Origin of the sequence: Enterobacter sp. MGH 4 (assembly GCF_000534735.1) — a bacterium.
Taxonomy (GTDB): domain Bacteria; phylum Pseudomonadota; class Gammaproteobacteria; order Enterobacterales; family Enterobacteriaceae; genus Enterobacter; species Enterobacter intestinihominis.
This window is the reverse complement of sequence record NZ_KI973289.1, coordinates 1477129-1501822: the sequence shown is the minus strand read 5'-3', so window position 1 is coordinate 1501822 and position 24694 is coordinate 1477129. Positions and strand designations below refer to the sequence as shown.

At 52.9% G+C, this 24694-nt stretch carries 29 protein-coding genes and 1 other annotated feature; of the genes, 19 read left to right on the top strand and 10 right to left on the bottom strand.

Annotation, left to right across the window (positions count from 1 at the left end; genetic code table 11):
• The first annotated feature begins 58 nt into the window (after positions 1-58).
• From osmE to chbG, 7 genes are all read left to right on the top strand, one after another.
• Positions 59-403 carry an osmotically-inducible lipoprotein OsmE gene (osmE, locus tag L350_RS15355; RefSeq protein ID WP_022647818.1) on the top strand — a complete coding sequence of 115 codons (345 nt, stop codon included), beginning with the start codon at positions 59-61 and terminating at the stop codon, positions 401-403.
• Positions 404-678: 275 nt separating this feature from the next.
• A complete protein-coding gene (gene chbB, locus L350_RS15360) occupies positions 679-1002 on the top strand; it encodes a PTS N,N'-diacetylchitobiose transporter subunit IIB (RefSeq protein ID WP_225303350.1) in 324 nt (107 codons plus the stop codon).
• 80 nt (positions 1003-1082) lie between these two features.
• Positions 1083-2441, top strand: a complete 1359-nt coding sequence (gene chbC, locus L350_RS15365; RefSeq protein ID WP_017384664.1) for a PTS N,N'-diacetylchitobiose transporter subunit IIC — start codon at positions 1083-1085, stop codon at positions 2439-2441.
• 47 nt (positions 2442-2488) lie between these two features.
• Entirely contained in the window at positions 2489-2836 is a 348-nt protein-coding gene (chbA, locus tag L350_RS15370; RefSeq protein ID WP_022647820.1) for a PTS N,N'-diacetylchitobiose transporter subunit IIA, read from the top strand.
• 2 nt (positions 2837-2838) lie between these two features.
• On the top strand, positions 2839-3684 hold the full coding sequence (gene chbR / locus L350_RS15375; RefSeq protein ID WP_258462648.1) for a transcriptional regulator ChbR: 846 nt from the start codon (positions 2839-2841) through the stop codon (positions 3682-3684).
• A gap of 109 nt (positions 3685-3793) precedes the next feature.
• Positions 3794-5149, top strand: a complete 1356-nt coding sequence (locus L350_RS15380; RefSeq protein WP_022647822.1) for a 6-phospho-beta-glucosidase — start codon at positions 3794-3796, stop codon at positions 5147-5149.
• An 11-nt stretch (positions 5150-5160) separates the two neighbouring features.
• Positions 5161-5910: a chitin disaccharide deacetylase gene (chbG, locus tag L350_RS15385; protein WP_023305960.1), complete on the top strand. Its 750-nt coding sequence runs from the start codon at positions 5161-5163 to the stop codon at positions 5908-5910.
• A 92-nt stretch (positions 5911-6002) separates the two neighbouring features.
• Here the strand turns inward: chbG and katE are convergent, their stop codons facing one another.
• Positions 6003-8252 (bottom strand): catalase HPII, encoded by a 2250-nt coding sequence (gene katE / locus L350_RS15390; RefSeq protein ID WP_032624397.1) that lies wholly within the window; start codon positions 8250-8252, stop codon positions 6003-6005.
• A gap of 201 nt (positions 8253-8453) precedes the next feature.
• Between katE and cedA the strand changes: the two genes are divergently transcribed.
• The gene (gene cedA / locus L350_RS15395; protein ID WP_022647825.1) at positions 8454-8693 is read left to right on the top strand and encodes a cell division activator CedA; all 240 of its coding nucleotides are present in this window, start codon (positions 8454-8456) and stop codon (positions 8691-8693) included.
• A 48-nt stretch (positions 8694-8741) separates the two neighbouring features.
• On the opposite strand, the gene tcyP is transcribed toward cedA, so the two are convergent.
• The 4 genes from tcyP to hxpB form a co-directional block, all read right to left on the bottom strand.
• The gene (gene tcyP / locus L350_RS15400; RefSeq protein ID WP_022647826.1) at positions 8742-10133 is read right to left on the bottom strand and encodes a cystine/sulfocysteine:cation symporter; all 1392 of its coding nucleotides are present in this window, start codon (positions 10131-10133) and stop codon (positions 8742-8744) included.
• Positions 10134-10260: 127 nt separating this feature from the next.
• Complete coding sequence (locus L350_RS15405) at positions 10261-10851, bottom strand: metal-dependent hydrolase (protein WP_015570742.1); 591 nt, start codon at positions 10849-10851, stop codon at positions 10261-10263.
• A gap of 95 nt (positions 10852-10946) precedes the next feature.
• Positions 10947-11708 (bottom strand): 2-dehydro-3-deoxy-D-gluconate 5-dehydrogenase KduD, encoded by a 762-nt coding sequence (kduD, locus tag L350_RS15410; RefSeq protein WP_022647827.1) that lies wholly within the window; start codon positions 11706-11708, stop codon positions 10947-10949.
• A 128-nt stretch (positions 11709-11836) separates the two neighbouring features.
• Positions 11837-12508 (bottom strand): hexitol phosphatase HxpB, encoded by a 672-nt coding sequence (gene hxpB / locus L350_RS15415; protein WP_022647828.1) that lies wholly within the window; start codon positions 12506-12508, stop codon positions 11837-11839.
• A 141-nt stretch (positions 12509-12649) separates the two neighbouring features.
• Between hxpB and L350_RS15420 the strand changes: the two genes are divergently transcribed.
• Positions 12650-13186 (top strand): YniB family protein, encoded by a 537-nt coding sequence (locus L350_RS15420; RefSeq protein ID WP_015570741.1) that lies wholly within the window; start codon positions 12650-12652, stop codon positions 13184-13186.
• A gap of 32 nt (positions 13187-13218) precedes the next feature.
• Here L350_RS15420 and L350_RS15425 read toward each other — a convergent pair whose 3' ends face one another.
• The 3 genes from L350_RS15425 to pfkB form a co-directional block, all read right to left on the bottom strand.
• A complete protein-coding gene (locus L350_RS15425) occupies positions 13219-14079 on the bottom strand; it encodes a fructosamine kinase family protein (protein WP_022647830.1) in 861 nt (286 codons plus the stop codon).
• A 105-nt stretch (positions 14080-14184) separates the two neighbouring features.
• On the bottom strand, positions 14185-14475 hold the full coding sequence (gene ghoS, locus L350_RS15430) for a type V toxin-antitoxin system endoribonuclease antitoxin GhoS (protein WP_032624396.1): 291 nt from the start codon (positions 14473-14475) through the stop codon (positions 14185-14187).
• Positions 14476-14566: 91 nt separating this feature from the next.
• Positions 14567-15499: a 6-phosphofructokinase II gene (gene pfkB, locus L350_RS15435; RefSeq protein ID WP_022647831.1), complete on the bottom strand. Its 933-nt coding sequence runs from the start codon at positions 15497-15499 to the stop codon at positions 14567-14569.
• A gap of 17 nt (positions 15500-15516) precedes the next feature.
• Here pfkB and L350_RS15440 point away from each other — a divergent pair, with 17 nt between their 5' ends.
• From L350_RS15440 to L350_RS0122260, 3 genes are all read left to right on the top strand, one after another.
• Positions 15517-15789: a hypothetical protein gene (locus L350_RS15440; RefSeq protein ID WP_032624395.1), complete on the top strand. Its 273-nt coding sequence runs from the start codon at positions 15517-15519 to the stop codon at positions 15787-15789.
• A gap of 5 nt (positions 15790-15794) precedes the next feature.
• Entirely contained in the window at positions 15795-16553 is a 759-nt protein-coding gene (locus tag L350_RS15445; protein WP_022647833.1) for a DUF481 domain-containing protein, read from the top strand.
• 264 nt (positions 16554-16817) lie between these two features.
• Entirely contained in the window at positions 16818-17051 is a 234-nt protein-coding gene (locus L350_RS0122260) for a YdgH/BhsA/McbA family protein (RefSeq protein ID WP_032622263.1), read from the top strand.
• A 149-nt stretch (positions 17052-17200) separates the two neighbouring features.
• Here L350_RS0122260 and yniD read toward each other — a convergent pair whose 3' ends face one another.
• Both yniD and yncL read right to left on the bottom strand, forming a co-directional pair.
• Positions 17201-17308, bottom strand: coding sequence for a small membrane protein YniD (gene yniD, locus L350_RS24190; protein ID WP_003857815.1), 108 nt, complete (start codon positions 17306-17308; stop codon positions 17201-17203).
• Positions 17309-17406: 98 nt separating this feature from the next.
• The gene (gene yncL, locus L350_RS23105; protein ID WP_071785204.1) at positions 17407-17499 is read right to left on the bottom strand and encodes a stress response membrane protein YncL; all 93 of its coding nucleotides are present in this window, start codon (positions 17497-17499) and stop codon (positions 17407-17409) included.
• A 323-nt stretch (positions 17500-17822) separates the two neighbouring features.
• On the opposite strand from yncL, the gene thrS reads away from it, so the two are divergent.
• The 7 genes from thrS (at position 17823) to pheT (ending at position 24690) form a co-directional block, all read left to right on the top strand.
• On the top strand, positions 17823-19751 hold the full coding sequence (gene thrS, locus L350_RS15450) for a threonine--tRNA ligase (protein WP_006809077.1): 1929 nt from the start codon (positions 17823-17825) through the stop codon (positions 19749-19751).
• A gap of 3 nt (positions 19752-19754) precedes the next feature.
• A complete protein-coding gene (infC, locus tag L350_RS0122255) occupies positions 19755-20297 on the top strand; it encodes a translation initiation factor IF-3 (RefSeq protein ID WP_059443439.1) in 543 nt (180 codons plus the stop codon).
• Positions 20298-20394: 97 nt separating this feature from the next.
• Positions 20395-20592, top strand: coding sequence for a 50S ribosomal protein L35 (gene rpmI / locus L350_RS15455; RefSeq protein WP_001124225.1), 198 nt, complete (start codon positions 20395-20397; stop codon positions 20590-20592).
• Positions 20593-20642: 50 nt separating this feature from the next.
• The gene (rplT, locus tag L350_RS15460) at positions 20643-20999 is read left to right on the top strand and encodes a 50S ribosomal protein L20 (RefSeq protein WP_000124850.1); all 357 of its coding nucleotides are present in this window, start codon (positions 20643-20645) and stop codon (positions 20997-20999) included.
• 117 nt (positions 21000-21116) lie between these two features.
• Positions 21117-21241: a sequence feature (Phe leader region), on the top strand.
• Positions 21122-21166 carry a pheST operon leader peptide PheM gene (pheM, locus tag L350_RS24545; RefSeq protein ID WP_001386830.1) on the top strand — a complete coding sequence of 15 codons (45 nt, stop codon included), beginning with the start codon at positions 21122-21124 and terminating at the stop codon, positions 21164-21166. (Overlaps the previous feature by 45 nt.)
• Positions 21242-21303: 62 nt before the next feature.
• Positions 21304-22287 carry a phenylalanine--tRNA ligase subunit alpha gene (gene pheS / locus L350_RS15465; RefSeq protein ID WP_022647837.1) on the top strand — a complete coding sequence of 328 codons (984 nt, stop codon included), beginning with the start codon at positions 21304-21306 and terminating at the stop codon, positions 22285-22287.
• Between the two features lie 15 nt (positions 22288-22302).
• Positions 22303-24690, top strand: coding sequence for a phenylalanine--tRNA ligase subunit beta (pheT, locus tag L350_RS15470; protein WP_032624394.1), 2388 nt, complete (start codon positions 22303-22305; stop codon positions 24688-24690).
• The last annotated feature ends 4 nt before the right edge of the window (positions 24691-24694 follow it).

The window sequence follows — 24694 nt, the reverse complement described above, 5'->3', positions numbered from 1 at the left end:
ACAATAGTAATTTTTATCCCATGCTTAGTTAACACGCTGATAAACAAGAGGACGGAATATGAACAAGAACGTAGCAGGAATTTTAAGCGCAGCGGCGGTACTGACTATGCTGGCTGGGTGTACAGCTTACGATCGCACCACAGATCAGTTCACACAGCCAGTGGTAAAAGACGTCAAAAAAGGCATGACGCGTTCCCAGGTTGCAGCCATTGCCGGTAAACCTTCTTCAGAAGTCACTATGATCCACGCGCGTGGCACCTGCCAGACCTATATTCTGGGTCAACGTAATGGTAAGGCAGAAACCTACTTTGTCGCCCTGGATGATACCGGTCACGTGATCAATTCGGGCTACCAGACCTGCGCTGAATACGACACCGATCCACAGGCACCTAAGGCGCAGTAACCGCGCTTGCCTGAAAGTGTTAACAAACCGGCCTGATGGCCGGTTTTTTTATGCATACGTAAATCTTATTTCTTAGCGCGAAATATTTGCCTGAAATGTGAAGGTAGTCAACAAGCCAGGTCAATGAGAGACAATTTGAGTCTATCCAGAATTATCCCCTCCCTGTACCATTGCGTATACTCACTTCAACGACAAACAATGTTCAGCACACTGCCCGTCAGCCAGGATAGCGAGTCGAGTGATAGCGCGACGGCGGTCAGACCAATAAGAGGGAAATTATCATGGAAAAGAAACATATCTACTTGTTCTGCTCTGCGGGCATGTCCACTTCGCTGCTGGTTTCAAAAATGCGCGCGCAGGCCGAAAAATATGAAGTCCCTGTGGTGATTGAGGCGTTTCCGGAAACGCTGGCGGGCGAAAAGGGTCAGACAGCAGATGTAATTTTACTCGGGCCGCAAATCGCTTATATGCTGCCAGAAATTCAACGTTTGCTCCCTAATAAGCCGGTCGAAGTGATCGATTCCGTTTTATACGGCAAGATTGATGGTTTAGGTGTATTAAAAGCTGCTGTTGCGGCGATTAAAAAAGCTGCTAATTAATTTTTTATTTTTCCCGTCAAAGAGTTATTTCACACACAATACGCCGTAACGGTCGTTGCGGCATTTAAGGGTATTTTCCTATGAGTAAAGTCATCGCTTCACTTGAAAAGGTACTCCTTCCTTTTGCTGTTAAAATAGGAAAGCAGCCTCACGTTAATGCCATTAAGAACGGCTTTATTAAATTAATGCCGTTGACATTAGCCGGGGCAATGTTCGTTTTAATTAACAACGTTTTTCTCAGCTTTGGAGAAGGTTCCTTTTTTTATTCATTAGGAATTAGGTTAGATGCTTCCACTATTGAAACCCTTAATGGTTTAAAAGCCATTGGCGGCAACGTATACAACGGTACGTTGGGTATTATGTCGCTAATGGCGCCTTTCTTTATTGGAATGGCGCTGGCGGAAGAGCGTAAGGTGGATCCGCTGGCGGCAGGATTACTGTCCATTGCCGCGTTTATGACCGTCACGCCGTACAGCGTGGGCGACGCTTACGCCGTGGGCGCCAACTGGCTGGGTGGGGCAAACATCATTTCCGGTATTATTATCGGACTGGTGGTGGCCGAAATGTTCACCTTTATTATTCGCCGCAACTGGGTTATCCGCTTGCCGGATAGCGTTCCGGCCTCCGTTTCTCGTTCATTTTCCGCGTTGATACCGGGCTTCATTATTCTCTCCATCATGGGGATTATTGCCTGGGCGCTCTCTCACTGGGGGACTAACTTCCACCAGATCATTATGGACTCTATCTCAACGCCGCTGGCGTCGATGGGTAGCGTGGTCGGTTGGGCGTATGTCATCTTTACCTCCCTGCTGTGGTTCTTCGGCGTGCATGGTTCACTGGCACTGGCGGCGCTGGACAGCGGTATTATGACCCCGTGGGCACTGGAAAACGTCGCGCTTTACCAGCAGTACGGCTCCGTCGATGCGGCGCTGGCGGCCGGTAAAACCTTCCATGTGTGGGCGAAGCCGATGCTTGACTCCTATATCTTCCTGGGCGGTACCGGGGCGACGCTGGGTCTGATCATCGCGGTCTTTATTGTCTCTCGCCGCGCCGACCATCGTCAGGTTGCGAAGCTGGCCCTGCCGTCAGGCATCTTCCAGATTAACGAGCCGATCCTGTTTGGTCTGCCAATTATCATGAACCCGGTGATGTTCATTCCATTCATCCTGGTTCAGCCGCTGCTGGCCGCGATTACGCTGACGGCGTATTACCTGGGCATTATCCCGCCGGTGACCAACATTGCGCCGTGGACGATGCCAGCTGGTCTGGGCGCGTTCTTCAACACCAACGGTAGCGTGGCCGCCTTCCTGCTGGCGATATTCAACCTCGGGATTGCAACCCTGCTCTACATGCCGTTCGTGGCGATTGCGAACAAGGCTGCAACGGTTATCGATGAAGAAGAGAGCGAGGAGGATATCGCCCTCGCACTGAAATTCTAAAATTGCACGGCGCGGGGCAACCCGCGCCAGCGTAAAGGAGCTTAAAGATGTTAGATTTAGAGAGTATCGTTGCCGAAGAAACCGCAGTGAACGATCTGGAAGAGGTGGTGATGGGGCTCATCATCAATTCCGGGCAGGCGCGAAGCCTGGCGTATGCGGCGCTTAAGCAGGCTAAGCAGGGCGATTTTGTTGCCGCGAAAACCATGATGGAGCAGTCCCGTACGGCGTTAAACGAAGCGCATCTGGTGCAGACGAAACTCATCGAAAGCGACCAGGGCGAAGGAAAGATGAAAGTGAGTCTGGTGCTGGTACATGCGCAGGATCACCTGATGACCTCCATGCTGGCGCGCGAGATGGTAGCGGAGCTCATCGAGCTTCACGAGAAGATGCAGTAAGTCTGAACAGGCACCAGGAGGTCAGCACGATGGAAATCAAAACCGCACATGAGCAGCAGCTGTTTAATGGCAAGAATTTTCACGTGGTGATTTACAACAAAACGGAGAGCGCCAGCGGTCTGCACCAGCATGACTACTACGAGTTCACGATTGTTCTGACCGGCCGCTACTATCAGGAGATTAACGGTAAGCGCGTCGTGCTTGAGCGTGGCGATTTCGTCTTCCTGCCGATGGGGTCCTATCACCAGAGCTTTTATGAGTTTGGTGCGACGCGCATTCTTAACGTAGGGGTGAGCAGACGTTTCTTCGAGAAGCACTATCTGCCGCTGGTTCCGTTCTGCTTTGTGGCGTCACAGGTGTATCGCGTTAAAAATGAGTTTATGACCTGGATTGAAACGGTTATCGCCTCGCTGAATTTCCGCGACAATGAATTTGATGAATTTATTGAAACCGTGACGTTCTACGTCATGAACCGTCTTCGCCATCACCGTGAAGAACAGCAGGTGGTGGATGATATTCCTCAGTGGCTGCGCAGTACCGTGGAGCTGATGCACGACAAAGGACAGTTCAGCGATAACGCCCTGGAAAACATGGTGGCGCTGTCGGGTAAATCGCAGGAATATTTAACGCGCGCCACGCAGCGCTATTACCGTAAAACGCCTGTTCAAATTATTAATGAAATCCGCATCAATTTTGCCAAAAAACAGCTGGAAATTACTAACTACTCTGTCACCGATATCGCTTACGAATCGGGTTACAGCAGCCCCAGCCTGTTTATTAAAACCTTTAAGAAAATGACTTCATTCACACCGAACAGTTACCGCAAAAATTTAACGGTAATTAATTAACTTTCGGCGGTTTATCCGCCAGGAATATTGACGTAATGGCTTGCCCAAATAGCGGGAAGAGTACGCTATACCTTGCAGGCGATTACCCTGATAAGCTAAGGGAGAGTTTATGCAAAAGAAATTAAAAGTCGTAACCATTGGTGGCGGAAGCAGCTATACCCCGGAATTACTTGAAGGTTTCCTGAAACGTTATCATGAATTACCGGTCAGCGAATTATGGCTGGTGGATGTTGAAGAAGGTCAGGAGAAGCTAAATATTATTTTTGAACTGTGCAAACGCATGGTTGAAAAAGCGGGCGTGCCTTTAACCGTGCATAAAACGCTGGATCGCCGCCTGGCGCTGAAAGATGCTGACTTCGTGACCACCCAGCTGCGCGTCGGCCAGCTGAAGGCGCGTGAGCTGGACGAGCGTATTCCGCTGAGCCACGGTTATCTGGGCCAGGAAACCAACGGGGCTGGTGGCCTGTTTAAAGGTCTGCGTACTATTCCGGTCATTTTTGACATCATTAAAGACGTGGAAGAGATCTGCCCGAACGCGTGGGTGATTAACTTTACCAACCCGGCCGGGATGGTCACCGAGGCAGTCTATCGTCACACCGGTTTCAAACGCTTTATCGGCGTCTGCAATATTCCGATCGGCATGAAGATGTTCATCCGCGATGTGCTGGCGCTAACCGATAACGATGAATTGTCCATTGACCTGTTCGGCCTGAACCACATGGTCTTTATCAAAGATGTGATTGTGAACGGGCAATCGCGCTTTGCGGAACTGCTTGATGGCGTTGCCTCTGGTCGCCTGACCGCGGCCTCGGTGAAAAACATCTTCGATCTGCCGTTCAGCGAAGGGCTGATCCGCTCCCTGAATCTGCTGCCGTGCTCGTATCTGCTTTACTACTTCAAGCAGAAAGAGATGCTGGCGATTGAAATGGGCGAATACTACAAAGGTGGCGCACGCGCTCAGGTTGTGCAGAAAGTAGAGAAGCAGCTTTTTGATTTGTATAAAGATCCGAACCTGAACGTCAAACCGAAAGAGCTTGAGCAGCGCGGTGGGGCATACTATTCAGATGCCGCGTGTGAAGTGATCAACGCCATTTACAATGACAAGCAGGCCGAGCACTATGTGAACGTTCCGCATCATGGGCACATCGACAATATCCCGGCAGACTGGGCCGTGGAGATGACCTGCATCCTTGGGCGCGAGGGTGCAAAACCGCATCCCCGCATTACCCACTTCGACGATAAGGTGATGGGCCTGATTCATACCATCAAAGGCTTTGAAGTGGCGGCGAGCAATGCGGCCCTGAGCGGCGAGCTGAATGACGTGCTGCTGGCGCTGAACCTGAGCCCGCTGGTGCATTCTGACCGTGACGCTGAAAAACTCGCGAGTGAGATGATCCTGGCGCATGAGAAATGGCTGCCAAACTTTGCTGCAACGGTTGAGAAACTGAAACTCACACACCGTTAAGAGGAGGCGCGATGGAAAACCTGCTGATCGTCAATGCCGATGATTTCGGCCTGTCAAAAGGGCAGAACTACGGCATTATCGAAGCCTGTCGCCGGGGCGTCGTGACCTCTACAACAGCGCTCATCAACGGTGAGGCGGTGGAACATGCGGCGCAGTTATGCCGTGAGCTGCCCGAACTGGGCGTGGGCATGCACTTTGTGCTGACGCTTGGGTTGCCCCTTTCACCGATGCCGGGGCTGACGCGCGACGGGCAACTGGGTAAATGGATTTGGGAAATGGCGGAGCAGGACGCTTTGTCGCTTGATGAGATTGCCCGCGAGCTGGACTGCCAGTTTAACCGCTTTGTGGATGTGTTTGGCCGCGAGCCCACCCATATCGACAGTCATCATCATGTGCATATGATCCCGGCGATTTTCCCGCTTGTGGCAGAATTTGCCCAACGTAAAGGCGTGGCGATGCGCGTGGATCGGGAGGTGCGCGGACTGCCGGACGTTGCGGTGACGTCAACGGAGGGGTTCAGCAGCGCATTTTATGGCGACGATATCGACGAAGCGCTGTTCCTGAAGGTGCTGGATGCCTCCGCCGCAAAAGGGGAGCGCTCGCTTGAGGTAATGGCGCATCCGGCGTTTGTCGATAACATCGTACGTAAGAGCGCCTACTGCTGGCCGCGTCTGGCAGAACTGGACGTGCTAACGTCAGCGTCGTTGAAGTATGCGATTGCCGAGCGTGGGTATCGTCTGGGGACGTTCAGGGATTTGTGAGCAAAATAAAGCCCGGGGACGGCTTCGCCTTACCGGGCCTACAACATCAGTCGAAATATAGGCCGGGTAAGCGTAGCGCCACCCGGTTTTTTTTACGCCGGTATCTGGTCAATCTTGCTGCTGCGCGACCACACGCGGTGCGCGGCGAGCAGGTCAAACAGCCGGGTCATAAACGCATCGTCAATGTTATCACCTTCGACAATGCCTTCTTCCCCTTGATCCGGTACCTTCAGCAGCGATTTAAACTTCCGCGCATCGCCTGCGAGGGCGATTGGCTTCAGGTGCTTATAGGCTTCCAGCAGATAATAGGCGGCATCACCGTTACCGAGCAAACTCTCAACGTCGCCGCACGGCATAATCACCGCATCAACCGTCAGGGACGGTGCCCCGGCAAAGGTCGCGGCAATCGGCAGGACGGAGCCATCATCGGCCGTCACTTCACCCATGCGTGAGTAAAGCAGTTTGGCGTGTACGCCCTGAGTCTTGAGCGCCCTCATGATCCCCAGCACGTCGCTGGCGCGCGGTTTATCGTTCAGCAGGATAGCCACTACGCGGCCTTTGATCGTCCCGCCAGGTACCGCGTACAGGCTCAGGGACGGATCCTTCTTAAGCCCGTTCACGTCTTTAGGCGGTGCAGCATGGCATTGCTCGTCAGTCAGCGTAATGCCGAGATTATTCGCCACGCCCTGAGCAAGCTGGATATCAATATGCGCCAGATGGTCGACCACGCGCTCGCGAATGTAGGTACGCACCACTTTGCTCAGCTCGAAGCTGAAGCCGCCGATAATGTGCTGCTGTTCGATCGGGGTCTGGCTGTTCCAGAACAGGCGAGGCTGAGCGTAATATTCGCCGAATGACGGGCTGCGCTCGCGAATTTTTGTTCCGTCCACGCGCTCCTGATACGACTCGAATCCGCCACGTTTTGGCCCCGGCGGGGTTTCACGCGGCCAGTTATCGTTAATGGAGTTCGGCTCGTAGTTCGCCAGGTTGGTATCGATATCCTGGCGATGCATCCCGTCACGCTGGAAGTTATGGTACGGACAGGTCGGACGGTTGATTGGGAGCTCATGGAAGTTAGGTCCACCAAGACGGCTGATCTGCGTATCGGTGTAAGAGAACAGACGACCCTGCAGCAGCGGATCGTTGGTGAAGTCCAGCCCCGGCACAATATGGCCCGGGTGGAACGCTGCCTGCTCATTTTCCGCGAAGAAGTTATCCGGGTTGCGGTTAAGCACCATTTTACCCACCAGCTGAACCGGCACCAACTCTTCAGGAATAAGCTTGGTCGGGTCGAGCAGGTCGAAGTCGAATTTGAACTCGTCTTCTTCCGGGATCAGCTGTAACCCCAGCTCGTATTCCGGGAAATCACCGGCTTCAATGGATTCCCACAGTTCGCGACGGTGGAAGTCCGGATCGCGTCCGGTCAGCTTCTGCGCTTCATCCCACACCAGCGACGCTTTCCCTGCGACCGGTTTCCAGTGGAAACGCACAAACGTCGCTTTACCTTCAGCGTTAATCAGACGGAAGGTATGAATACCAAAGCCTTCCATGGTGCGATAGCTGCGCGGGATCCCCCGGTCAGACATCGCCCACATCACGTTGTGAAGGGTTTCCGGTTGCAGGGAGACGTAGTCCCAGAATGTGTCATGCGCACTTTGTCCCTGCGGTATGGCCCAGTGTGGTTCTGGTTTTACCGCATGGACAAAGTCAGGGAACTTATGCGCGTCCTGTATGAAGAAAACCGGGGTGTTATTCCCGACGAGGTCGAAAATGCCCTCTTCGGTATAGAATTTGGTGGCGAAGCCGCGGATATCACGCACCGTGTCGGCCGAACCCGCGCCGCCCTGTACGGTAGAGAAACGCACAAACACCGGTGTGATTTTGTTCGGATCGGAAAGGAAATCTGCTTTGGTGAGCTCCTTCAGGCTCTTGTACGGCTGGAAATAGCCGTGCGCCGCGGAGCCGCGAGCGTGGACGATACGCTCAGGGATACGCTCATGGTCGAAATGGGTGATTTTTTCGCGCAGGATGAAATCTTCCAGCAGCGTCGGGCCGCGCGTTCCGGCGCGCAGGGAGTTCTGATCATCGGCAATGCGAACGCCCTGGTTCGTGGTCAGCGCATGGCCTTCACCGCCCTTGCGGTGAGGATCGAGCGATTTCAGCTTTTCGTTTTCCGTTTCCGGGGCTTTCATGCTGCCCGGGGCGGTAGGCTGTTCACCCGGTGCGGAAGGATCCGGTGATGGTTTGTGTGAGCCGTCGGCTGGGGCAAGTGAGTCCATTCCCGGTTGAGATTCTTCAGTCCCATGAATGGGTGACTGATGTGGTTTATCATTGTTCGACATTGCACGCTTCTCCTTTGTTCATTCCTAAAAACCCTATTAAGGATAGAACAATGTTAAGAATTAGCAGGCGAACTAAGCGTTTTCAGATATTGATTAGCGAAAGGAGCCATCTGCGATACGTCAGGCGCGACGGGCGGGGGGAGAATCGGCTATGATAGAAATTTCCTGCTTTAAGAATTTGCTTTAGTGAACCCGTCGCTTATGAAACCTCTTCGTCAACAAAACCGCCAGGTTATTAGCTATGTACCCCGCGTTGAGCCCGCGCCGCCAGACCATGCCCTGAAGGTGGATGGTTTTCGCGATGTCTGGATGCTGCGGGGTAAATACGTTGCCTTCGTGCTGATTGGCGAGCACTTCCGTCGCTCCCCTGCGTTTACGGTGCCGGAATCGGCGCAGCGATGGGCAATGCAGACCCGCCAGGATGAAGAGGTTGAAGAATAACAGCCATAAAAAAACCGCCCGATGGCGGTTTTTTTATTTCAGCAGTGATTAACGATGTGCCAGTTCGGCATCATCTTCACTGTCGAGAATCGTTTTGTCGGTCTGCTTCAGCCACTGGCTGGTCAGGGTACCGGCGGTCATTGAACCACTCACGTTCAACGCGGTACGACCCATATCGATCAGTGGTTCAACAGAGATCAGCAGGGCAACCAGCGTTACCGGCAGCCCCAGCGCAGGCAGAACGATCAGCGCAGCGAAGGTCGCGCCGCCGCCCACGCCCGCAACACCGGCGGAGCTAATGGTCACGATACCGACCAGCGTCGCAATCCAGACCGGATCCAGCGGGTTAATACCCACGGTTGGGGCAACCATCACGGCCAGCATCGCCGGGTAGAGACCCGCACAGCCGTTCTGCCCGATGGTGGCGCCAAAGGAGGCCGAGAAGCTGGCGATAGACTCGGGTACGCCCAGACGACGTGTCTGTGCTTCCACGTTCAGCGGAATCGATGCCGCGCTGGAACGGCTGGTGAAGGCGAAGGTCAGCACCGGCCAGACTTTGCGGAAATATTTCAGCGGGCCAACGCCGTTCACCGCCAGCAGGATGCCGTGCACAACAAACATGATGCCCAGACCGAGGTACGAGGCAATCACAAAGCTGCCAAGCTTGATGATGTCTTGCAGGTTAGAACCTGCCACGACTTTGGTCATCAGCGCCAGGACACCGTACGGCGTCAGCTGCATGACCAGACGCACCAGCTTCATTACCCAGCTTTGCAGGGTATCGATGGCAGTCAGAACCCGCTCGCCTTTCGGCGCATCGTCCTTCAGCAGCTTCAGCGCAGCCACGCCCAGGAACGCAGCGAAGATCACTACGCTGATAATGGAGGTTGGGCTTGCACCGGTCAGGTCAGCAAACGGGTTTTTCGGAATGAAGGAGAGCACCATTTGCGGAACGGTCAGATCGGCCACTTTACCCACGTAGTTGGTCTCAATCGCCGTCAGACGCGCGGTTTCAGCGCTACCCTGCACCAGACCTTCAGCAGTCAGGCCAAACAGATTGGTAACCAGCACACCCACCAGCGCCGCAATCAGCGTGGTGAAGAGCAGGGTGCCAATGGTCAGGAAACTGATTTTACCCAGTTGAGAAGCATTATGCAGGCGGGCTACGGCGCTCAGAATTGAGGCGAATACCAGCGGCATAACGATCATTTGCAGCAGCTGTACATAGCCGTTACCGACAATGTTGAACCACTGAATGGAATCTTTCAGTACCGGGCTGTCGGAGCCGTAAATAGCGTGTAAGGCCAGGCCAAACACCACGCCCATGACCAGACCAACCAGTACCTTTTTCGCCAGGCTCCACTGTTTGTGGCGAGCCTGGGCGAGAAGCAATAGCAATACGACGAACACAACAATGTTCGCGATGAGTGGAAAATTCATCCCCGTTCTCCTGATTTATTATACGGTCGGTTTTTACCGAACCTGTTGGCGCAAGGTTATCAGAAGTGTGATGTAGCGCTTATATCCATATGGAATGGTTTATGACAAAAGTGATTATATTGTCGGTTTAATGTTCAATCTGGTGATTAATAAAACGATTGAACTGAAATTGCAGCGAGTTGATCATCTGCGATGACCAGCGCACTGCACCATTTTCGGGCAATGTCTGCGGCATCCAGACGGCATAGGCAAACAGCGCCATGCACAGAACGCGCTCCAGCTGGTTGCCTTTTTGCGGCACGAGGATTGGCAGGCGGAAACGCCAGCGGCAGGGCCAGAGCAGCGGAACGCCCGCTGGCGTCAGCATATCGGCGAGGATATGGCTTAAGTAGCCGAGCACCATGCCCTGAATGGCATCCGCCGGGACTATCCAACTCTCGGGAACCTTCAAATAGAAGAGTGTAAGCAGGCCAAATACGGCCAGTAGGCTGTGGGTAAACCCGCGATGACCAAAGGCTCTGGCGATGGGTTTTGAAATCCACTTCAGCCGCTGACCAAGGAATGATTTTGGATGGTCGATGTCCGGCAGCAGGCAGGTCAGCACGGCAGAAGGGACAATATGCCACCAGTCCCCCTGGGCCAGCACAGGGGTCAGTTCAGCGTTTTTAGCAAACACTGCACAGGCAAGTGAAAAAAGCAGGTGGCCTTCCGCCGTCATGATAAAACCCGGTAAACTGTCAATCCATACAGTATAGGGTTTTTATACAGTGTGTGAAAGAGGTGACGGTGTAACTCTTTGTCACAAACCGGCGGTTAGCGCGCCAGCCAGCCACCGTCTACGGCAAGGGTATGGCCGTTAACGTAATCCGACGCCGCCGAGGCCAGAAACACCACCGGACCCTGTAAATCCTCCGGAAGTCCCCAGCGGCCCGCCGGAATACGGTCGAGGATCGCCTGGCTGCGCTGCTCATCATCGCGAAGTTGTTGGGTGTTATTTGTCGCCATATAACCCGGCGCGATAGCGTTCACGTTAATACCTAGCGGCGCCCATTCGTTTGCCAGCAGGCGGGTGAGCCCGAGGACGCCGCTTTTCGAAGCCGTATAGGACGGCACCCGAATGCCGCCCTGGAAGGAGAGCATGGAGGCAATGTTAATAATCTTGCCGCCCTGACCCTGCACGATAAACTGTTTCGCTACTGCCTGAGAGAGGAAAAAGACCGATTTCAGATTGAGATCGATGACCTCGTCCCAGTCCTTCTCGCTAAATTCCAGCGCATCGCACCGACGAATGGTGCCGGCATTGTTAACCAGAATATCGATGCGGCCCATCTCTGTGATGGCGGTATCCACGACGCTCTGAATACTCTCATGCTTGCCGAGATCGGCGCGAATTGCGATAAAGCGCCGTCCCAGCGCCGTGACGCGCGCTGCCGTTTCGTCAGGAACCTTGCGGTTTACCCCCACGATATCGCATCCTGCCTGGGCGAGGGCAATGGCCATGCCTTGCCCCAGACCGGTATCGCACCCGGTCACCATCGCCACTTTTCCTGCCAGAGTAAAAGCATCCAGTATCATACGCGCCTCAGAAGTCAGGTTATTGTCATTCTGCACGTAAGGATAGGAGTCTGGAATGAGAAAAGCAAATAAAGTAAAACGTTGTTTTGATTTTGTGATACAGGCAGCCGAAGCTGCCTGAAAGAGCGTTACTCTCCGCGCAGATGGCGGGCAGTCAATTCTTCAAGAGACGTCAGCCTGACATCCGCGAGGGCAAAGCGGGGATCGTGTCGGCCTTCTTCAGCCGGCACAACGATGGAGCGCATACGTGCGGCTTTGGACGCCACCATGCCGTTAACCGAATCTTCCAGCGCCACACAGGTAAGCGGATCCAGCCCCAGTTTCGCGGCGCAGTCCATATACACCTGCGGATGTGGCTTGCTGTAAGGAAGCTTTTCGGCCGAGGCCAGCGCGTCGAAGCTGTCGCGCAGCCCGAACATCGTCAGCACTTTTTCCAGCATATGCAGAGGTGAGGCAGAGGCAAGCCCCACTTTCAGCCCTTGCGCCTTGCACAGGGCGATAGCGTCGCGTACGCCCGGTAACAGAGGCTTATTCTCTTCAACAAGGGAGATAGCACGGTTGATAATGCGCGCCGTAACTTCGTCGCGATCCGGGCCAACCCATGGCTGGTGGGCATACCAAAGGTCAACCACCATATCGATGCGCAGCCCCAGGGTATCGGGAAGCTCATTACGACGACTGATATCGACGCCGAGGCTGGCCATCACGTCCAGTTCAGCCCGATCCCACAGGGGTTCGGAATCAATCAACAATCCATCCATGTCAAAAATAGCGGCAAGTATCTGGCGCGGTGTCGACATTACAACATCTCCTTATCTTGGGGGTAAGACGAACGGTGCTAAGCACAAGCAATTTAGCATATTGCATTCAAAGATCGGGCGAAAATGACCGACAGCAGGTAGACTTAGGCACAAATAACGCGTCTTTATGAAGAGGAACTAATGACGTATCAACAAGCTGGACGCATCGCAGTCTTAAAACGTATTGCTGGTTGGGTTATTTTCATTCCCGCCCTGATTTCAACGCTGATCTCCGTACTTAAATTTATGTACGATCACAGCGAAAAACAGCCGGGCATTAATGCCGTCATGCTCGATTTTGCCCACGTCATGATTGAGATGATGCGGTTTAACACCCCATTCCTGAACGTCTTCTGGTTCAACTCGCCCACCCCGGATTTTCACCACCAGCTGAATGTCGGGTTCTGGATAATCTATGCGTTGATCTTTATCGCGATGGCGTTGCAAGCCTCCGGCGCGCGCATGAGTCGCCAGACCCGCTTTTTACGCGAAGGGGTGGAAGATCAGCTGATACTTGAGAAGGCGAAAGGCCCTGACGGGATGAGCCGCGAGCAGATCGAATCGCGCATTGTCGTTCCGCGTCATACCATTTTTGTGCAGTTTTTCCCGCTCTATATCCTGCCGGTTATTATCATTGTGGCCGGGTATTTCTTCTTTACGCTGCTCGGCTTCCTGTAATGTCAAAGGGGGCGTATTGCCGCCCCCTCCCGCTATGCCGCCAGGATACGATCCAGCGCCCGCTGGGCATTCACCAGATGACTCCCGCCAAACAAAATCGCCCGGTTTAGCAAGGTGTACAGCTGATAAACCGGCTGACGTTCAAGGAAACCCGCAGGTAACGGCGAGACAGACTGATAGCCATCATAAATTTGCGGCGGCTGTTCAGGGTGCAACGGCAGCATCGCCAGGTCACATTCTCTGTCGCCCCAGTAGCAGGCCGGGTCAAATATATAGGGACCATCAGGCCCAAGCGCGCAGTTGTTCGACCATAAATCACCGTGCAGAAGGGAAGCCTGAGGCTGATGCGAAGCCAGACGCTGCTGAATGTGTTCAACAATCGCGTCGATGTTGCCGAACGCTAGTCCCTTTTCAGCGGCCAGCTCCAGCTGCCAGCCTATGCGCTGCTCGGCGAAAAAAGTCGACCAGCGGCGTTGCCACGCGTTTGGCTGTGGGGTGGTAGAGAGGTCGTTATCGAAATCGAGCCCAAACTGAGGTTGATCGCTCCACTGGTGCAAACGGGCGATCTGTTGGCCGAGAATAAAGGCGTTGTGCGCATCCAGAGGGCGCGCCGGAAGATAGTTCATCACCAGAAAGCTGTAGTCACGATCGCTGCCAACGGCTAAAACCTGTGGAACGTTGACTGTTTTACTGCGCGATAACAACTCAAGCTGATCGGCTTCGGCCGTAAAAATGGGGAGCAATTCGCGCTCATCACATTTTACGAAGAGATCGCGCCCGGCGTAACGTAAATGCCATGCGGCATGGATCTCTCCGCCTGGCAGTTCGTTACGCAGTTCAATTTCACCTTCACCCAGTTGCTCACTTAAAAGATGACTGATAGCCTGCCACATGATGTCTCTCCCATGTTGTCTGCCAGATCATAAAGTTAGCGCAAAACGGCTATAAAAAAACAGGAACTAACGCACAACTGAGCGGTTTAATTTTGTACAGGGCACTTATTGTTCTTTTTTATGCCAGTTTTCCCAGCTATCCACATCAATTTCCGTGGCTTTGTCAGTCACGCTTTCCACCAGGCTACTGGCCATCGCCTTCACCTCCTCCTGACTCAGCGGGCTTATCAGGCCAAAGGCCAGCGAGCCGAGATCGTGAATATTGCCCTCATCGTCCGTCAGCGTGAGCAGAAAATTCGCCCGCGTGAAAGCGTTGTTGAGTTCATTCAGTTCGGTCAGCGATGCTTCATGAATATTGACGGTTACGACGTAGCGGGTGATATCACCACTGCTCATAATTCACCTCGTTGTTATCCTGAAAGTTTTCTTAGCATAGTCGATAAGCCATATTTGGCGACTTCCCCCTCCACGGGAAGGGGAAGCACGTTCAGCTTCTCGCCAGGTAATCGACAATTTTCTGAGTATCCGCAAGCGAACACAGACGGGTTCCCTGATTGATGGTGGCAGCGCTCCCTGCCGCGACGCCATAGCGTGCCATCTCCAGAAGCGAAGCGCCCTGCGCCAGCTTCAGCACCATCGCGCCAACCATACTGTCACCGGCACCCACGGTACTCTGACTTTTCATCGGCGGTGGAACAACCTGCACGCAGCCCGTCTTGTCGACGGCCAGCGCACCCTGAGGACCGAGAGAGACTACAACGCGATGCGCTTTGCCCGTGCGTACCAGCTCTTCTGCGGCAGTACGCACGTCATCAGGCTGGTTGAGCTCGCGATTGACAAGCGCACTGAGCTCTTTCTGGTTAGGTTTGACAAGTTCAAGTTGTCCGGGCTCTAACGCCGCCTTCAGGGCATCGCCTGAGCTATCGACAATGCAGCGGATGCCGCGCTGGAGCACCGCCTGAACCAGTGCCGTCAGCTTTTCTGTTTTGACGCCCGGCGGCAGGCTACCGCTGATCACCAGCAATGAGCCGCTTTCAATGGTCAGCACTTTCTCTTCCAGTTGACGAAACTCATCATCGCTCAACTTCGCCCCTGGCATCACAAAACGATATTGCTCGCCGCTGGATTCAACATGGACATGCAGGTTTTGCCGGGTCCAGTCTCTGGCGTCAACGGTATCTACGGCAACCTGTTCATCTGCCAGCAACGCAACCAGATGCTCACCCGTGGCGCCGCCAGCGGGGAAGATGGCGGTTGCTTTTCCGCCGAGATGGGTAATTGCGCGCGCCACGTTAATGCCGCCGCCGCCCGGCTCAAACACCGGCGCGCTACAGCGCAGCTTACCTTCCGGATAGATTTGCGGCGTCATGGTCGCAGAGTCGAGGGAAGGGGAGAGCGTCAGCGTGTAAATCGAAGCCATCATGACCTCCTTTTATCATGGGTTATTTTAAGCCTGGCACCGTTTGGCAGGAAGGCAACGTAAATAACAGTATGATTTTAAAAATGAATGCTGACAAAAAACCTTGGCCGGGTATATACATTAAATCGCGTTTTGGGATCGTTCTTATTCAAAAAATGAAAGAAGAAATTATTGCTATGTTATTTGCGGCTTTTTATAATTTGTTACCTTTCTATGATCGCCTTGTCATTGATCCGCAAGAAAGTTTCCGAGACCGTGACGGTCTCTTTTTATGTTGTACGGACTCCTAAAATAAATGAAGCTTTTGAAGACAGTACCCGCAGCACTGATGCTGGCGGGTGGCGTATTTGCGTCACTGAATGCAACCGCCGATGATACCGTTTTTACTGTCATGGACGATCCCTCCACTGCCAAAAAACCCTTTGAAGGTAACGTGAATGCCGGGTATCTGGCGCAATCCGGTAACACGAAAAGCTCCTCCATGACCGCAGACAGCACCCTGACCTGGTACGGCAACACCACGGCCTGGTCGCTGTGGGGCAATGCCAGCAACACATCTGCTAACGATGAACGCTCCTCTGAGAAATACGCGGTAGGTGGGCGTAGCCGTTACAACATGACAGATTATGACTACCTGTTCGGGCAGGCGAGTTGGCTTACTGACCGCTACAACGGCTATCGCCAGCGCGATGTCATGACTGCGGGTTATGGTCGTCAGTTCCTGAATGGACCGGTGCACAGCCTCCGTTTTGAATTCGGTCCGGGTGTCCGTTACGACGAGTACACCAACGGCGAAGATGAAACCCAGCCGCTGGGTTATGCATCGGGCACCTACGCATGGCAAATGACTGACAACGCGAAATTCACCCAGGGTGTGTCGGTGTTTGGTGCTGAAGATACAACGCTGAACTCTGAAAGTGCGTTGAACGTGGCTATCAACGAACACTTTGGACTCAAGGTGGCGTACAACGTAACCTGGAACTCTTCACCGCCTGATTCCGCGCCGGAACATACCGATCGCCGAACCACGATTTCTTTAGGTTATAAAATGTAATTTCTTCGGGCCGGGACTATTCTCGGCCTGTTTTTTATTTTTTGAAACTGTGCTTATTTATATTAAACGGCGTTTTGAAATAATAGGCATGCTTTCGTCTTCATAATTTCTCCATAATTAGGCGACTAGGCCTTATTCAGTTTATTTGACACGATTTGATAAATAATTTGCCTAGGCAAAAGTGTGATCCAGATCTACACTTACGGCACAGGCAAAAAACTCGCCTCAGGCATTTCTGCATTAATTAAGTATGAGAACAGAATTATGAAAAAAATCAAAACCGCTACAGCAGCGATGGTGCTTTCCGCACTTTCATTTGGCGTATTTGCTGCTGATAATATGACGCAACCTGCCAGTGACGTTAACAGCCCAGTCGGGATCGCTAAAGCCTCTGATGTTGAAGCAGGCTCCAACATTGCCCCTGGCTCCCAGTCTACCGGCCAGTCAATGAATGATGCATTTGATGTACACAAGCTGGTGGCGGGTGAGTGGTCCTGATATTTCAACCGCCACATGTGATGGAATATATACGCTGTCACAGCCTGGCGAAAACCGGATTATGACGTACCGGTTTTGGACCATAAATTATCGTAAAGATAGTTAAGATTTATTCAGTAAATTCACGGCACGTTTTCGCTGACATAATATTAGCCCCAGATCATCGCGGCCCAACGCAGCAGCAACATCGCGCCGCAAATAGCGATTAACACCACGACCATTTTCCAGTGCTTAACGGCAAATCTTTTTGTTGGCATAACCCAATCCTTGTCAGTTGATACCCTTAGTCTACCAAAGTCTGCGCCAGAAAGCGCTTTACCCGGGACAACAGGTTATGCCAGAACAGCGGTTCGGCTTAAAACCAGTGGAATCTGTCGGCCAGTATCAATACCAGACCAGCAGCGGAAAGTAGATTCAATATCACAACGGTTCTGCTCGATACATTCATGTGATACCCCTTCGATGTTTAAGGACCAGATCAAGAATAGCTCAGCACTTTCGGATTGCGAGCCCCCGTCAACAAAAGTTCATGAACGCAGACATAAGGATGAGCGGTTCAAATCGGTCGCGGGAAGGTGCATTCGCCCTGTTAATAGTGTTACCATTACGCTGCTTGCCGTAAATCCGCATTTATCTGAATCGGCAGGTGCATGATGACGAACCAATTTGACGATTGTTGGTCAGATGGTTTCGTAATCTACTGTTTAATCACGATTATTTTCTTTGTATATGCTCTTATGTGTGGGGCATCACTGCAAATAAGGATATAAAATGCCTGTAATTACTCTTCCTGATGGCAGCCAACGCCATTTCGACCACGCTGTAAGCCCAATGGATGTTGCACTGGATATCGGTCCTGGACTCGCAAAAGCAACCATTGCAGGCCGCGTAAACGGTGAGCTGGTAGACGCGTCCGATCTGATTGAAAGCGATGCAACGCTTGCGATCATCACCGCGAAAGACGAAGAAGGTCTGGAGATAATTCGTCACTCCTGTGCGCACCTGTTAGGTCATGCTATTAAGCAGCTGTGGCCCAACACCAAAATGGCGATCGGCCCGGTTATCGACAACGGCTTCTACTACGACGTTGACCTTGACCACACCCTGACACAGGAAGATATCGACGCGCTCGAAAAACGTATGCATGAGCTCGCCGAAACGAACTATGACGTCATCAAGAAGAAAGTCAGCTGGCATGAAGCGCGTGAAACCTTCGTGAAGCGCGGCGAGAGCTATAAAGTCTCGATTCTTGATGAAAACATCGCTCATGATGACAAGCCTGGCTTGTACCATCACGAAGAATATGTCGACATGTGCCGTGGACCGCACGTGCCGAATATGCGCTTCTGTCATCACTTCAAACTGATGAAAATCGCAGGCGCCTACTGGCGTGGCGACAGCAACAATAAAATGTTGCAGCGTATCTATGGTACCGCGTGGGCCGATAAGAAAGCCCTGAACGCGTACCTGCAACGCCTGGAAGAGGCGGCTAAGCGTGACCACCGTAAAATCGGTAAGCAGCTTGACCTGTATCATATGCAGGAAGAAGCGCCGGGGATGGTGTTCTGGCATAACGACGGCTGGACAATCTTCCGTGAACTGGAAACGTTCGTGCGCTCCAAGCTGAAAGAGTACCAGTATCAGGAAGTGAAAGGCCCGTTCATGATGGACCGTGTGCTGTGGGAAAAAACCGGCCACTGGGACAACTACAAAGATGCGATGTTCACCACTTCGTCTGAGAACCGTGAATACTGCATCAAGCCAATGAACTGTCCGGGCCACGTTCAGATCTTCAACCAGGGTCTGAAATCCTACCGCGATCTGCCGCTGCGTATGGCGGAGTTCGGTAGCTGCCACCGTAACGAGCCATCAGGTGCGCTGCACGGTCTGATGCGTGTTCGTGGCTTTACTCAGGATGATGCGCATATCTTCTGTACTGAAGATCAGGTACGTGATGAAGTTAACGCCTGTATTCGTATGGTCTACGATATGTACAGCACCTTTGGCTTCGAGAAGATCGTGGTCAAACTCTCAACGCGTCCGGAAAAACGTATCGGTAGCGATGAGACATGGGATCGCGCAGAGGCGGATCTCGCCGTGGCGCTGGAAGAGAACGGTATTCCGTTCGAATACCAGCTGGGCGAGGGCGCATTCTACGGTCCAAAAATTGAATTTACCCTGTATGACTGCCTCGATCGCGCATGGCAGTGCGGAACGGTACAGCTGGACTTCTCCCTGCCGCAGCGTTTAAGCGCCTCTTATGTTGGCGAAGACAACGAGCGTCAGGTGCCGGTTATGATTCACCGTGCGATTCTCGGTTCACTGGAGCGCTTCATCGGCATCCTGACTGAAGAGTTCGCGGGCTTCTTCCCAACCTGGCTTGCGCCAGTGCAGGTAGTTGTGATGAACATTACCGATTCTCAGGCGGATTACGTTAAAGAATTGACGCAGAAACTACAAAATGCGGGCATTCGCGTAAAAGCAGACTTGAGAAATGAGAAGATTGGCTTTAAAATCCGCGAGCACACTTTACGTCGTGTCCCGTATATGTTGGTCTGTGGTGATAAAGAGGTGGAAGCAGGCAAAGTTGCCGTTCGCACCCGCCGTGGTAAAGACCTGGGGAGCCTGGACGTAAGTGAAGTGATTGAGAAGCTGCAACAAGAGATTCGCAGCCGCAGTCTTCAACAACTGGAGGAATAAGGTATTAAAGGCGGAAAACGAGTTCAAACGGCACGTCCGAATCGTATCAATGGCGAGATTCGCGCCCAGGAAGTTCGCTTAACAGATCTTGAAGGTGAACCACTGGGGATTGTGAGTCTGAGAGAAGCGATCGAAAAAGCTGAAGAAGCTGGAGTAGATTTAGTTGAAATCAGCCCTAACGCCGAACCGCCAGTTTGTCGTATTATGGACTACGGCAAGTTCCTTTATGAAAAGAGTAAATCTTCTAAGGAACAGAAGAAGAAGCAAAAAGTTATCCAGGTTAAGGAAATCAAATTCCGTCCTGGTACCGACGATGGCGATTATCAGGTAAAACTCCGCAGCCTGATTCGCTTTCTGGAAGATGGCGATAAGGCCAAGATCACGCTGCGTTTCCGCGGTCGTGAGATGGCCCACCAACAGATTGGTATGGAAGTGCTTAACCGCGTCCGTGAAGATCTGAGTGAACTGGCAGTAGTCGAATCCTTCCCAACGAAGATCGAAGGCCGCCAGATGATCATGGTGCTCGCTCCTAAGAAGAAACAGTAAGGCCTTCAAGCAGCAAAATCTGTGGAGCCTTCGGGCCCCATAGGTTTTGTTCGCCTATGTTTCGTTTATTTAACAATGCGAAGTGGAAGTTATTAAAATGCCAAAAATTAAGACCGTACGCGGTGCTGCTAAGCGCTTCAAAAAAACCGGTAAAGGTGGTTTTAAGCACAAGCACGCTAACCTGCGTCACATTCTGACTAAGAAAGCTACCAAGCGTAAACGTCACCTGCGTCCAAAAGCCATGGTTTCTAAAGGCGATCTGGGCCTGGTCATCGCGTGCCTGCCGTACGCATAAGTCGTTAACGTTTAACTTTTTTAACTTAGAATAGATACAGGAGAGCACACATGGCTCGCGTAAAACGTGGTGTAATTGCACGTGCACGTCACAAGAAAATTTTGAAACAAGCTAAAGGCTACTACGGTGCGCGTTCACGCGTATACCGCGTTGCCTTCCAGGCTGTTATCAAAGCAGGTCAGTACGCTTACCGTGACCGTCGTCAGCGTAAGCGTCAGTTCCGTCAACTGTGGATTGCGCGTATCAACGCAGCAGCACGTCAGAACGGTATTTCTTACAGCAAATTCATCAACGGCCTGAAAAAAGCCTCTGTTGAAATCGACCGTAAGATCCTGGCTGACATCGCAGTATTCGACAAAGTAGCGTTCACCGCTCTGGTCGAAAAAGCGAAAGCAGCACTGGCATAAGCCAGTTGAAAGAGGGGGCTTTGTTCCCTCTTTTCATATCGCCTTATCAGAAGATTGACATTTACCCGTCCAGGCTTTTCAATAAGGTCTTAACGGTTTTTACCCTACAAGGTAACGCAAGCATGAATGCTGCTATTTTCCGCTTCTTCTTTTACTTTAGCACCTGACTTCAGGAGGCTAGCGCGTGAAAGATGAAACGAAAAACAGCGCCAGATAAGCCTCCCGATGGAGGCTTTTTTTGTGCCTGAATTTGAGAGATTACGTCCAACAATTCGGTGTCTGCACCGACATAATGAGGAAAACCATGTCACATCTCGCAGAGCTGGTTGCCAGTGCAACGGCCGCCATTAACCAGGCCTCAGATGTTGCCGCGTTAGACAATGTCCGCGTCGAATATCTGGGCAAGAAAGGGCATCTGACCCTTCAGATGACTACCCTGCGTGAACTGCCAGCAGAGGAGCGCCCGGCAGCAGGTGCAGTGATTAACGAAGCCAAAGAGCAGGTACAACAGGCGCTGAACGCACGTAAAGCCGAGCTGGAAAGCGCAGTATTGAATGCGCGTCTGGCGGCAGAAACGATTGACGTTTCTCTGCCGGGTCGCCGTATCGAAAACGGCGGTCTGCATCCGGTTACCCGTACTATCGATCGTATTGAAAGTTTCTTCGGTGAGCTCGGCTTTACCGTGGCGACTGGCCCGGAAATTGAAGATGACTACCACAACTTCGATGCCCTTAACATTCCTGGCCATCATCCGGCACGCGCTGACCACGACACTTTCTGGTTTGACGCCACCCGTCTGCTGCGTACTCAGACATCTGGCGTTCAGATCCGTACCATGAAGGAGCAGGCTCCACCGATCCGCATCATCGCGCCGGGTCGCGTATACCGTAACGACTACGATCAGACCCACACCCCAATGTTCCACCAGATGGAAGGTCTGATTGTTGATAAAAACATCAGCTTCACCAACCTGAAAGGCACACTGCACGATTTCCTGAACAACTTCTTTGAGGAAGATTTGCAGGTTCGTTTCCGTCCGTCCTACTTCCCGTTCACTGAACCTTCTGCGGAAGTTGACGTGATGGGTAAAAACGGTAAATGGCTGGAAGTGCTGGGCTGCGGCATGGTGCATCCAAACGTACTGCGCAACGTAGGTATCGATCCGGAAGTATACTCCGGCTTTGCGTTCGGTATGGGCATGGAGCGTCTTACCATGCTGCGCTACGGCGTAACCGACTTACGTGCGTTCTTCGAAAACGATCTGCGTTTCCTCAAACAGTTTAAATAAGGGCAGGAAAGAACAATGAAATTCAGTGAACTGTGGTTACGCGAATGGGTTAACACCACGCTGGACAGCGACGCGCTTTCTAACCAGATCACCATGGCGGGTCTGGAAGTTGATGGCGTGGATCCTGTTTCTGGCGCCTTTACCGGCGTCGTGGTAGGTGAAGTGGTTGAGTGTGGCCAGCACCCTAACGCCGACAAACTGCGCGTAACAAAAGTCAATGTGGGCGGTGACCGTCTGCTGGATATCGTCTGCGGTGCGCCAAACTGCCGACAGGGCCTGAAGGTAGCCGTGGCGACCGTCGGCGCGGTACTGCCGGGCGATTTCAAAATCAAAGCGGCTAAGCTGCGCGGTGAGCCGTCTGAAGGCATGCTGTGCTCCTTCTCCGAGCTGGGCATTTCCGACGATCACTCCGGGATTATCGAGCTGCCGCAGGATGCACCAGTGGGTACCGATATCCGCGAATACCTGAAGCTTGATGACAACACCATCGAAATCAGCGTGACGCCAAACCGTGCCGACTGCTTAGGTATCATCGGTGTAGCCCGCGACGTGGCCGTTCTGAACCAGACCGAACTGAACGAGCCGGAGATCGCTCCGGTTGAGGCAACCATCAGTGATGTGCTGCCGATTCAGGTTGACGCCCCTGACGCATGTCCGCGCTACCTCGGTCGCGTGGTGAAAGGCATCAACGTTAAAGCGCCAACCCCGCTGTGGATGAAAGAGAAACTGCGTCGCTGTGGTATCCGTTCTATCGACGCTGTGGTTGACGTGACCAACTATGTTCTGCTGGAGCTGGGCCAGCCAATGCACGCCTTCGATAAAGATCGTATCGAAGGGGGTATTGTTGTGCGCATGGCGAAAGAGGGCGAAACCCTGGTTCTGCTGGACGGCAGCGAAGCGAAACTGAACGCCGACACCCTAGTAATTGCCGATCACAACAAAGCGCTGGCGATGGGCGGGATCTTCGGCGGCGAGCACTCTGGCGTCAACGACGAGACGCAAAACGTCCTGCTGGAATGCGCGTTCTTCAGCCCGCTCTCCATCACCGGCCGCGCACGCCGTCACGGTCTGCACACTGACGCTTCTCACCGCTATGAGCGTGGCGTGGATCCTGCGCTGCAATACAAAGCGATGGAGCGTGCGACTCGCCTGCTGATCGACATCTGCGGCGGCGAAGCGGGTCCGGTTATCGATGTGACCAACCAAGCGGCGCTGCCGAAGCGTGCGACCATTACTCTGCGCCGCAGCAAGCTGGATCGTTTGATTGGTCACCACGTTGCCGATGCGCAGGTGACCGACATTCTGACGCGTCTGGGCTGCGAAGTGACTGAAGGTCAGGATGAGTGGAAAGCCGTTGCGCCATCCTGGCGTTTCGACATGGAGATCGAAGAAGATCTGGTGGAAGAAGTGGCCCGCGTGTACGGCTACAACAATATCCCTGACGAGCCGGTGCAGGCGGGTCTGGTGATGGGCAGCCATCGCGAAGCCGATCTGTCACTGAAGCGTGTGAAAACCATGCTGAACGACAAAGGCTACCAGGAAGTGATCACCTACAGCTTCGTTGATCCTAAGCTGCAACAGCTGATCCACCCGGGTCAGGAAGCGCTGATCCTGCCAAGCCCGATCTCCAGCGAGATGTCAGCGATGCGTCTGTCCCTGTGGACGGGACTGCTGGGTACTATCGTTTATAACCAGAACCGTCAGCAGAACCGCGTGCGTATTTTCGAAAGCGGTTTGCGCTTTGTACCGGATACTCAGGCCAATTTAGGCATCCGTCAGGATCTCATGCTGGCCGGCGCCATTAGCGGTAACCGCTATGAAGAGCACTGGGACCTGGCAAAAGGGACGGTTGATTTCTACGATATGAAGGGCGATCTGGAAGCGATTCTCGATCTGACCGGTAAATTATCCGAAATTGAATTCCGCGCAGAAGCGATTCCAGCCCTGCATCCGGGCCAGAGTGCGGCGATCTATTTAGACGGCAAACGTGTTGGTTTTATTGGGGTTGTTCACCCGGAGCTGGAACGTAAGCTGGATCTGAATGGCCGTACCATCGTATTCGAGCTGGAGTGGAACCCGGTTGCAGACCGCGTCATTCCTCAGGCAAAGGACGTCTCACGCTTCCCGGCAAACCGCCGTGATATCGCGGTTGTGGTCGCTGAAAATGTGCCCGCAGCAGATATTTTGGCCGAATGTAAGAAAGTTGGCGTAAATCAGGTAGTTGGCGTAAACTTATTTGACGTGTACCGCGGCAAGGGCGTAGCAGAAGGTTTCAAGAGCCTCGCTATTAGCCTTATCCTTCAGGATACCAGCCGTACACTCGAAGAAGAGGAGATTGCCGCTACCGTCGCCAAATGTGTAGAGGCATTAAAAGAGCGATTCCAGGCATCATTGAGGGATTGAACCT